Genomic DNA, 9,760 nt, shown 5'->3' with positions numbered 1-9,760 from the left:
CTCATAACCCGAAGGTCGCAGGTTCAAATCCTGCCCCCGCAACCAAATTGGTCCCGTAGTGTAGTGGTTAACATGCCTGCCTGTCACGCAGGAGATCGCGGGTTCGAGTCCCGTCGGGACCGCCACTTTTTTGTGAAATACAAGGTTCAGCAGTCCAGTCAGTAGAGACGAGCATCCGCTTCATCGAATTAGCTGTGAGTTGCCCCGACGCATCCGGCTTCCTGGAATCAGCTTGTAGAGGAAGAGACACAGGGCAGAACAGGTAAACAGCATAAAACCTAATACGGCTCGGTAGCTCAGTCGGTAGAGCAAAGGACTGAAAATCCTTGTGTCGGCGGTTCGATTCCGTCCCGAGCCACCATTGTCTCATTAATTAATTTAAATGTGCCGGCTTAGCTCAATTGGTAGAGACGAGCATCGGCATCATTGAATTAGCTTCGAGTTGCCTCGACGCATCCAACATCCTCGAATCAGCTTGTAGAGGAAGAGGCACAACTAGGCAGATAATATGAGTCACTAACTAATTTTAAATGTGCCGGCTTAGCTCAATTGGTAGAGCAACTGACTTGTAATCAGTAGGTTGCGGGTTCAAGTCCTGCAGCCGGCATTCCTTATTTTGTCGAAAATACATCATCGAATTGACTGCGAGTTGCCCCGACGCACTCGACTTCCTTGAATGAGCTTGTAGAGGAAGGGGCAGGTAGAGCAAAGCGATGCTCAGAGTGTTATTGAAAATATGAGCCATTCGCTCAGTAACGAGCGATGCATCGTCGAATAGGCCACGAGTTGCCCCGACGCACTCGACTTCCATGAATGAGCTTGTAGAGGAAGGGGCAGGTAGAGCAAAGCGATGCTTAGAGTGTTATTGAAAATATGAGCCATTAGCTCAGCAGGTAGAGCATCTGACTTTTAATCAGAGGGTCGGAGGTTCGAGTCCTCCATGGCTCACCATTTTGCGGAAGTAGTTCAGCGGTAGAACACCACCTTGCCAAGGTGGGGGTCGCGGGTTCGAGCCCCGTCTTCCGCTCCAGCTGTCTGCCGGGGTGGCGGAATTGGCAGACGCACAGGACTTAAAATCCTGGGGTAGGTAACTACCGTGCCGGTTCGAGTCCGGCCCTCGGCACTTGCGCTCGTAGCTCAATTGGATAGAGCATCTGACTACGGATCAGAAGGTTAGGGGTTCGAATCCTCTCGAGCGCGTTTCACCGGGAAGTAGCTCAGCTTGGTAGAGCACACGGTTCGGGTCCGTGAGGTCGCAGGTTCAAATCCTGTCTTCCCGATTTTTGTATGGGGCCTTAGCTCAGCTGGGAGAGCGCCTGCTTTGCACGCAGGAGGTCATCGGTTCGATCCCGATAGGCTCCACCATTCGAATATATGATTTATATTATTTTGGCGGTGTAGCTCAGCTGGCTAGAGCGTACGGTTCATACCCGTGAGGTCGGGGGTTCGATCCCCTCCACCGCCACTATTATCGGACCTTTAGCTCAGCTGGTTAGAGCAGACGGCTCATAACCGTCCGGTCGTAGGTTCGAGTCCTACAAGGTCCACCATTATTATATTACTTTTTGGAGGAGTACCCAAGTGGTTGAAGGGGTCGGTCTTGAAAACCGAGAGGCGTCGCAAGGCGCGCGGGGGTTCGAATCCCTCCTCCTCCGCCATGCATTTATAGCACCGATATGAGTCAGTGATGAATTTAAATGTGCCGGCTTAGCTCAATTGGTAGAGACGAGCATCGGCATCATTGAATTAGCTTCGAGTTGCCTCGACGCATCCAGCATCCTCGAATCAGCTTGTAGAGGAAGAGGCACAACTAGGCAGATAATATGAATCAGTGATGAATTTAAATGCGCCGGCTTAGCTCAATTGGTAGAGCAACTGACTTGTAATCAGTAGGTTGCGGGTTCAAGTCCTGCAGCCGGCACCATCAATGTGGCGGCTATGGCGAAGTGGTTAACGCACCAGATTGTGGCTCTGGCATGCGTGGGTTCGATTCCCACTAGTCGCCCTTTCTTTTTCTTACATTCATGTTTGTTGTGTGTGTAGTTTCGTGGTAAAACTGCAGCCACGAGCACCGCATCGTCGAATCCGCTTCGAGTTGCCTCGACGCACCTGGCATCTTCGAATATGCTTGTAGAGGAAGAGGCATGGAAGAAGCGTGGCGGATGTTAAGCCAAATATTATGCGGGTGTAGTTTAGTGGTAAAACCTCAGCCTTCCAAGCTGATGTCGTGGGTTCGATTCCCATCACCCGCTTTTGGGGGCCTATAGCTCAGCTGGTCAGAGCGCACGCCTGATAAGCGTGAGGTCGGTGGTTCAAGTCCACTTAGGCCCACCATTTTCCGTTGCATATTGTCAGATGATTCGTTATAATACTAATGAACTTTTTTGTGGATGCATCATTCCGCAATAGCTCAGCGGTAGAGCAACCGGCTGTTAACCGGTAGGTCGTAGGTTCGAATCCTACTTGCGGAGCCATTTTATGGAGAAGTACCCAAGTGGCTGAAGGGGACGGTTTGCTAAACCGTTAGGTCGCAGTTTTGCGGCGCGCGGGTTCAAATCCCGCCTTCTCCGCCATGAATGGCCCGTTGGTCAAGTGGTTAAGACACCGCCCTTTCACGGCGGTAACACGGGTTCGAATCCCGTACGGGTCATTAGTGCCGGCACCAGATAGTCTGGTGCCCTTTTATACAACCAATTTTGTCGATTTTTGCGCTTTTCCTTGCCTTGCCTGTAGTGTTTTGTTATAATAGTTACCGTTAGTCTTGAATTACACATTGGGGACAACGCAGTGTTTCGTTTCGTCAACGAACGGGGCATTGCGTTTTTTTGTTATACTAGCAATTGTGCATCGGCCTCGCCGCCATGAATTTGTGTAAACATCGTTTGAATGGCTTGAAGTTGGCGTCGGGCCGCGTCCTCTTTCATCGATGGAAGAAAGTAAACGATTTGCAGGGCGTTTTTTGTTTCTCGCGTCACTGCTGTTCGTTCAGAGTCGACGATAGGGCTGCCGAACGGGCCGCGTTCGTCTTTGCTGACGAGTTTGTTGGCGAAATTGACGGGACGGCCGTTTAAAGCGATGTATTCATCTTGCTCTGTGCCTATCGTGATGGCCACTATTCCTTCGATGCGGTCAAGATCATAGATGCCGACCGGGATTTTGTAATAAAGTGAAAAAAAATTATTCACATCAACCGCGGAATGGATAGAAGGAATGAAATTCCTTTTCTGGATGCGCCGGTATAAACTTTCGCTTGATGGGCGGTAGCGGCTTGGATCAGTGCCGATTTGTTTGAATGACCGGCGCCATTCGGCGAGTTCGGGAATGTCGGCAAGTGGCCTTTCTTGCAGTTCCACGTAAATGGACTCTTGAAACAGCTCAAGCCGTCCTTTTACCATTTGCGGCGAGTCGCCGACTTCGATATGACGATAGCGGATGATGCCGAATTTACCTGAAGGAAGCCGCTGTTTTAATTGCGCGGATATGATGCATTGCATATGAATCACCTCGCGTTTTATTTTACCATATACCGCGGAAGGGGGGAAAATAATGGACGTCATGGAGTTAAAGAAGGATGTGATTGAGTATAGCCGATTGATCGGCATTGATAAAATCGGATTTGCGAGTGCGGACCCATTTATAGAATTAAAGGAACGGCTGCGACGGCAACAAGAACTCGGTTATCAGTCAGGATTCGAGGAGCCGGACATTGAAAAACGGACGAATCCTTCGCTGCTTCTTCCTGAAGCAAAATCGATCATTGCCATCGCCCTCGCTTATCCGTCGAAAATGAAAGATGCGCCGCGTGGGACGAAAACGGAGCGGCGCGGCCTTTTTTGCCGCGCATCATGGGGGAAGGATTACCATGATGTGTTGCGAGAACGTTTGCAGAAGTTAGAGGAGTTTTTACTCGCGAGGGTGCCATCCGCCCGTGTTCGGTCAATGGCCGATACAGGAGAGCTTGCTGATCGGGCGGTGGCGGAGCGGGCTGGGATCGGGTGGAGTGGGAAAAACTGCTCGATCATTACCCCGGAGTTTGGCTCATATGTATATCTTGGAGAAATGATTACCAACATCCCATTTCCTCCGGATGAGCCGATTGAAAACCGATGTGGGACGTGCACAAAATGCATTGACGCCTGCCCGACCGGGGCGCTTGTGCAGGGGGGGCAGTTGAACGCCCAACGGTGCATCTCGTTTTTAACGCAAACGAAAGGCTTTTTGGCTGATGAATTTCGGGAGAAAATTGGCAACCGGTTGTACGGATGTGATACATGCCAATTAGTCTGCCCGGAAAACAAGGGAAAAGATTTTCACTTGCATCCGGAATTGGAGCCGGATCCGGAGGCGGCCAAACCGAAGTTGGTTCCGCTTCTTGGAATAAGCAATCGCGAGTTTAAAGAAAAGTTTGGCGCGATGGCCGGCTCGTGGCGTGGGAAAAAACCGATCCAACGCAACGCGATTCTTGCCCTTGCTCACTACAAAGACCGGACGGCAGTGCCGCATTTATTGCGGCTGTTAAAGGAAGACAGCCGCCCGGTCATCCGCGGGACGGCGGCATGGGCGCTGGGGAAAATCGGTGATCGAAGCGCCAAGCCGCATTTGGAAGCGGCAAGGGAAACGGAGACTGATATCGATGTAATCGTTGAGATTGACAAGGGATTGAAACTGTTGGCCGAGGTGAAGGAATAGGGAAAAAACTGCCGCTTCCTCACATAAGGTAGTAACAAAAAGAAAGTGGGGAGCGGTATGAAAAAGCAGCTGCAACAGTGGCTCAACGAGCGGGCCCGTTCATTTGTGGCGGAAGATCATGTACAGGATGAAGAAGTGGTAAGAAAGAAGCAGCTCTGCAACAAACGTGGGGCTGAAATTGTCCGGTGCACGATCCGCGGGCAAGTTGTCGGCAAGCAGACAGTCGAACGAGAGACAAAAATGATTTACATTGCCCACCATCAATTTTTAATTAAGCACGGGGCAGCTTTATATATTGAAGAGCAAGTCGAGGAACGATGCGCCTGCTTTTTTGGCGGTGAGCTGGCTGATGACCAACGGATCAGCCGGACGGGGGAATATGTTGAGGCGCCGCGTGTCGAGCGTGAGCGGTGGACGGGCGAGCGGTTGTCTTACCAATATGATCGTGCGCGAGCGGTGCGGTATGCGGAAACGTGGTGGAACCGGCATAATCCGGCGTTTCCATCCTTCAGCGTTGATTGTACGAACTTTGTTTCCCAATGCTTGTATGCGGGGGGAGCGCCGATGACTGGTTATCCAAACCGGGCACGGGGATGGTGGTGTCAAAACGAGAGTTGGAGTTATAGTTGGGCTGTCGCCCACTCGCTGCGCTGGTATTTAAGCGGATCGCGCATCGGTCTGCAGGCGGTGGAAGTGCCCGAACCAGAGCAATTGATGGCAGGCGATGTCATTTGTTATGATTTTCAAGGAGACGGCCGCTTCGACCATACGACGATCGTGGTGGCGAAAGACCAAGACGGGATGCCGCTTGTGAACGCCCATACGACAAACAGCCGCATGCGTTACTGGTCATATGAAGATTCAAGTGCCTATACCCCCAACATTCGGTATAAATTTTTTCACATCATTGATCGCAAATAAACGACGTTGTTGAGGTGAACAAAATGCCGCTTCATGTAGTACTGTATCAACCAGAAATCCCAGCCAACACCGGGAATATCGCCCGCACATGCGCGGCGACGGATACGGCGCTCCACCTGATTCGTCCGCTTGGGTTTTCAACGGATGATAAAATGTTAAAGCGCGCTGGCCTTGACTATTGGCCGTACGTCAACATTTCGTATTATGACTCGCTCGATGAGTTGTTTGCCCGGTTTCCAGGCGGTGAGTTTTACTTTATTACAAAATTTGGCCAACAATATTATGACTCGTTTGACTTCAGCGATACGGAAAAAGACATTTTCTTTGTATTTGGCCGGGAAACGACCGGGTTGCCGAAGGAGCTGCTCGAGGCCAATATGGACCGTTGCCTGCGCATTCCGATGAACGACAAAGTCCGTTCGCTGAACTTATCCAATACGGCGGCGATTTTAGTGTATGAGGCGTTGCGACAGCAACGGTTTCACGGTCTGTCGTGAACAAAAAAACGACCTTCGCTATGGAGGTCGTTTTTTTGGGCCTTATTGTTTGACGCCTGGTTTGTCTTCGTAGCCAGCGGTGAAAATGGCCGTTAAAAATGCAATGATAACCCCTAGTACAAGCAATGTGCGCATCGCTTTTTTCCTCCCTTGCAATGAAAGTGGCAGGCGTTTCCCTCTTTATTATAGCGAATATGGCCAAGCATGTGAATGACTGCCGCCAGCGGTTCGAAGACAAAATTTTTTTTGCGGCGAATGATACGGGACATCCTCGCATAAATTGTAATAATCTTGCTGTTAGACATCCAAGGGTGAGGAGGTCCTTTATGGATATTTTAAGAAAAATCGCACGGTACCGGGAAGAGGAAGAACGGCTGAGGTGGGAAGGGACGTTTGCCGAGTATTTAGAGATTTTAAAAGAAAAGCCGTGGGTGGCCCAATCGGCTCATTCGCGCGTTTATAATATGATTAAAGATGCCGGAGTCGAAGAGGTGGATGGACGGAGACGGTATAAGTTTTTCAGTCGGCATTTGTTTGGGCTTGAGGAGGCGCTCGAACGGCTCGTTGAAGAATATTTCCACCCAGCGGCGAAACGGTTGGATGTACGCAAACGGATTTTGTTGTTGATGGGGCCGGTCGGTGGCGGGAAATCGACGCTTGTGACGCTTCTGAAGCGCGGGCTCGAGGAGTATTCGAAAACAGACCGCGGCGCTGTGTATGCCATTAAAGGCTGCCCGATGCACGAGGATCCACTTCATTTGATTCCCCACCATTTGCGTGATGATTTTTACCGTGAATACGGCATTCGCATCGAAGGGGAGCTGTCGCCGCTCAATATGATGCGGCTGGAGAAAGAGTATGGCGGCCGGATTGAAGACGTGATCATTGAACGCATTTTCTTCTCGGAAAACCGCCGTGTCGGCATTGGGACGTTCAGCCCGTCTGACCCGAAGTCACAAGATATTGCCGATCTGACAGGGAGCATCGATTTTTCGACGATTGCTGAGTATGGTTCAGAATCCGACCCGCGCGCGTACCGGTTTGACGGCGAGCTGAACAAGGCGAACCGCGGCATTATGGAATTTCAAGAGATGTTAAAGTGCGATGAAAAATTTCTTTGGCATTTGTTGTCGCTGACGCAAGAAGGCAATTTCAAAGCTGGGCGGTTTGCGCTCATCAGCGCAGATGAACTGATCGTAGCCCATACGAACGAAACAGAGTATCGTTCGTTTATTGCGAATAAAAAGAACGAGGCGCTTCATTCGCGCATTATCGTGATGCCGATTCCGTACAATTTACGCGTCTCCGAAGAAGAGCGCATTTACGAAAAAATGATTCGTGAAAGCGATGTCGCTGATGTGCATATCGCTCCCCATACACTTCGAATTGCTGCTATGTTTACGATTTTGACGCGGCTGAAAGAATCGAAGCGGCCGGATGTGGATTTATTGAAGAAAATGCGCCTGTATGACGGAGAGATGATCGAAGGATTCAATGAAGTCGATGTAGAAGAACTGAAAAAAGAACATCCAGACGAAGGGATGAGCGGCATCGACCCGCGCTATGTCATCAACCGCATTTCTGCATGCATTATTCGCAAGGAAGTGCCCTCGATCAATGCGCTCGATGTGCTTCGCTCGTTGAAAGAGGGATTGGATCAGCACCCATCCATCTCAAAAGAAGATCGTGAACGGTATTTGAACTTTATCTCGCTTGTGCGCAAAGAGTATGATGAAATCGCCAAGCAAGAGGTACAAAAGGCGTTCGTGTACTCGTATGAGGAATCGGCGAAGACGTTGATGGATAACTATTTGGACAATGTGGAAGCGTATTGCAACAAAACGAAATTACGCGACCCGCTCACCGGCGAGGAAATGAATCCGGATGAGAAGTTGATGCGCTCGATTGAGGAACAGATCGGCATTTCCGAAAACGCTAAAAAAGCGTTCCGTGAAGAAATTTTAATCCGTATCTCTGCCTATGCACGCAAAGGGCAAAAGTTTGATTACAACTCGCATGAGCGGTTGCGCGAAGCGATCCAGAAAAAGCTGTTCGCCGATTTGAAGGACATCGTGAAAATTACGACGTCGACGAAGACGCCTGATGAGCAACAACTGAAGAAAATTAACGAAGTCGTTGCCCGCTTGATCGATGAGTACGGGTACAATTCCACATCGGCCAATGAATTGCTCCGCTATGTCGGCAGCTTGTTGAACCGCTAGGCATGCCTCGAGCGCCGGGGCATGCTTTTTTTGCCCCGATAATCGGGCTTGTCCGCCTCTTGTCCGCTTTTCTATTTTCCGCTTTCATCTGTCAATTATTTTGAATTTTTGCATAGGATAAAAATAAACAAACTGGCATAGTGATGGTCCGTTTTGATGACGCCAACATAAGTATATGCGGAAAAGCGAAAAGTGTGAAAACAATTTTGACAAAGGAGGGGAAAGAATGAAGGGGAATTTCGTTGTATCGAAAGAAGACTGGTCCCTCCACCGCAAAGGTCATGATGACCAAAAGCGCCATCAAGAAAAAGTAAAAGAGGCGATCAAAAATAACTTACCGGATTTAATTACGGAAGAAAGCATTATTATGTCCAACGGACGCGACGTGATCAAAATTCCGATCCGCTCGCTTGACGAGTATAAAATCCGCTACAACTACGAGAAAAACAAACACGTCGGCCAAGGAAACGGAGACAGCCAAGTCGGTGATGTGGTGGCCAGAGACGGAAGCGGGGAGGGGCAAGGGCCAGGAAAAGGCCAAGGAGCCGGCGATTTGCCAGGCCAAGATTATTACGAAGCTGAAGTGTCGTTAATGGAAATCGAGGAGGCGCTCTTTAGCCAATTGGAGCTTCCGAATTTGAAGCGGAAAGAGCTCGACCAAAACGTTGTCCAACATATCGAGTTTAATGATATTCGCCGCACCGGACTGATGGGGAACATCGATAAAAAACGGACGATGCTTGCCGCTTTCAAGCGCAACGCCATGAGCGGCAAACCGGGCTTTTACCCGATTTATCGCGAGGATTTGAAGTTTAAAACGTGGAACGAAGTCGTCAAACCAGAATCGAAAGCGGTCGTCCTAGCGATGATGGATACAAGCGGCTCGATGGGCATGTGGGAAAAATATATGGCGCGCAGTTTCTTCTTCTGGATGACGCGCTTTTTGCGAACGAAGTACGAGACGGTGGATATCGCCTTTATTGCCCACCACACAGAGGCAAAAGTTGTCAGTGAGGAAGAATTTTTCACCAAAGGAGAAAGCGGCGGCACGATTTGTTCGTCGGCCTACCGCAAAGCGCTTGAACTGATTGAAACGAAATATTCTCCGTCACGCTACAACATTTATCCGTTCCACTTCTCCGACGGCGACAACTTGACATCTGACAATGCCCGCTGCGTCAAGCTTGTTCAAGAATTGATGAAAGTATCGAACATGTTTGGGTATGGGGAAGTGAACCAGTACAATCGCCATTCCACGCTTATGTCCGCGTATCGCAATATTAAAGATGAAAAATTCCGCCATTATATCTTAAAGCAAAAATCGGATGTGTTTCATGCGATGAGAACGTTTTTCCGCAAAGAAGAAAGCAAGCAGCTCGTTTGACCCTCTTAACGGTGCAAAAAAGGGGGTTTTTCTTTTTGAAAGGGCGG

The 9,760-nt window shown here is 49.7% G+C and carries 6 protein-coding genes and 19 tRNA genes; 24 read left to right on the top strand and 1 reads right to left on the bottom strand.

Translation table 11 applies throughout. The annotated features are described in order from the left end of the window. The first annotated feature begins 49 nt into the window (after nt 1-49). From ACTVDO_RS05825 to ACTVDO_RS05735, 19 genes are all read left to right on the top strand, one after another. Nucleotides 50-125 (top strand) — tRNA-Asp (locus ACTVDO_RS05825). Nucleotides 126-285: 160 nt separating this feature from the next. Continuing rightward, a tRNA-Phe gene (locus ACTVDO_RS05820) sits at nt 286-361 on the top strand. Between the two features lie 173 nt (nt 362-534). Then, nucleotides 535-607: transfer RNA gene (locus ACTVDO_RS05815), tRNA-Thr, on the top strand. 268 nt (nt 608-875) lie between these two features. Next, a tRNA-Lys gene (locus ACTVDO_RS05810) sits at nt 876-951 on the top strand. Between the two features lie 4 nt (nt 952-955). Beyond that, nucleotides 956-1,030 (top strand) — tRNA-Gly (locus tag ACTVDO_RS05805). Between the two features lie 7 nt (nt 1,031-1,037). Then, a tRNA-Leu gene (locus tag ACTVDO_RS05800) sits at nt 1,038-1,123 on the top strand. Nucleotides 1,124-1,126: 3 nt separating this feature from the next. Continuing rightward, nucleotides 1,127-1,200, top strand: a tRNA-Arg gene (locus ACTVDO_RS05795). A 6-nt stretch (nt 1,201-1,206) separates the two neighbouring features. Beyond that, a tRNA-Pro gene (locus tag ACTVDO_RS05790) sits at nt 1,207-1,280 on the top strand. A gap of 9 nt (nt 1,281-1,289) precedes the next feature. Then, nucleotides 1,290-1,365, top strand: a tRNA-Ala gene (locus ACTVDO_RS05785). A gap of 26 nt (nt 1,366-1,391) precedes the next feature. Next, nucleotides 1,392-1,465, top strand: a tRNA-Met gene (locus tag ACTVDO_RS05780). 8 nt (nt 1,466-1,473) lie between these two features. Continuing rightward, nucleotides 1,474-1,550 (top strand) — tRNA-Ile (locus ACTVDO_RS05775). A gap of 17 nt (nt 1,551-1,567) precedes the next feature. Next, nucleotides 1,568-1,658, top strand: a tRNA-Ser gene (locus ACTVDO_RS05770). Between the two features lie 190 nt (nt 1,659-1,848). After that, a tRNA-Thr gene (locus tag ACTVDO_RS05765) sits at nt 1,849-1,924 on the top strand. 8 nt (nt 1,925-1,932) lie between these two features. After that, nucleotides 1,933-2,005, top strand: a tRNA-His gene (locus tag ACTVDO_RS05760). Nucleotides 2,006-2,181: 176 nt separating this feature from the next. Beyond that, nucleotides 2,182-2,252, top strand: a tRNA-Gly gene (locus tag ACTVDO_RS05755). A 5-nt stretch (nt 2,253-2,257) separates the two neighbouring features. Then, nucleotides 2,258-2,334: transfer RNA gene (locus ACTVDO_RS05750), tRNA-Ile, on the top strand. Nucleotides 2,335-2,399: 65 nt separating this feature from the next. Next, a tRNA-Asn gene (locus ACTVDO_RS05745) sits at nt 2,400-2,474 on the top strand. A 6-nt stretch (nt 2,475-2,480) separates the two neighbouring features. Then, nucleotides 2,481-2,573 (top strand) — tRNA-Ser (locus ACTVDO_RS05740). Nucleotides 2,574-2,578: 5 nt separating this feature from the next. Next, nucleotides 2,579-2,650: transfer RNA gene (locus ACTVDO_RS05735), tRNA-Glu, on the top strand. 178 nt (nt 2,651-2,828) lie between these two features. Here the strand turns inward: ACTVDO_RS05735 and ACTVDO_RS05730 are convergent. Then, a complete protein-coding gene (locus tag ACTVDO_RS05730) occupies nt 2,829-3,494 on the bottom strand; it encodes a B3/B4 domain-containing protein (protein WP_020958715.1) in 666 nt (221 codons plus the stop codon). Between the two features lie 52 nt (nt 3,495-3,546). Here ACTVDO_RS05730 and queG point away from each other — a divergent pair, with 52 nt between their 5' ends. The 5 genes from queG (at nt 3,547) to yhbH (ending at nt 9,713) form a co-directional block, all read left to right on the top strand. Next, nucleotides 3,547-4,689: a tRNA epoxyqueuosine(34) reductase QueG gene (queG, locus tag ACTVDO_RS05725; protein WP_020958716.1), complete on the top strand. Its 1,143-nt coding sequence runs from the start codon at nt 3,547-3,549 to the stop codon at nt 4,687-4,689. 57 nt (nt 4,690-4,746) lie between these two features. Further along, on the top strand, nt 4,747-5,610 hold the full coding sequence (locus tag ACTVDO_RS05720) for an amidase domain-containing protein (RefSeq protein ID WP_020958717.1): 864 nt from the start codon (nt 4,747-4,749) through the stop codon (nt 5,608-5,610). A 23-nt stretch (nt 5,611-5,633) separates the two neighbouring features. Further along, a complete protein-coding gene (gene trmL, locus ACTVDO_RS05715) occupies nt 5,634-6,107 on the top strand; it encodes a tRNA (uridine(34)/cytosine(34)/5-carboxymethylaminomethyluridine(34)-2'-O)-methyltransferase TrmL (RefSeq protein ID WP_020958718.1) in 474 nt (157 codons plus the stop codon). A 326-nt stretch (nt 6,108-6,433) separates the two neighbouring features. After that, entirely contained in the window at nt 6,434-8,329 is a 1,896-nt protein-coding gene (locus ACTVDO_RS05710) for a PrkA family serine protein kinase (RefSeq protein ID WP_442901187.1), read from the top strand. 226 nt (nt 8,330-8,555) lie between these two features. Beyond that, nucleotides 8,556-9,713, top strand: coding sequence for a sporulation protein YhbH (gene yhbH, locus ACTVDO_RS05705; RefSeq protein ID WP_020958721.1), 1,158 nt, complete (start codon nt 8,556-8,558; stop codon nt 9,711-9,713). Nucleotides 9,714-9,760: the final 47 nt, after the last annotated feature.

The sequence above is a fragment of the Geobacillus sp. BK01 genome, assembly GCF_052220245.1.
Classification (GTDB): domain Bacteria; phylum Bacillota; class Bacilli; order Bacillales; family Anoxybacillaceae; genus Geobacillus.
The sequence above is the reverse complement of the archived record's forward strand: the minus strand, read 5'-3'. Positions and strand labels throughout refer to the sequence as shown.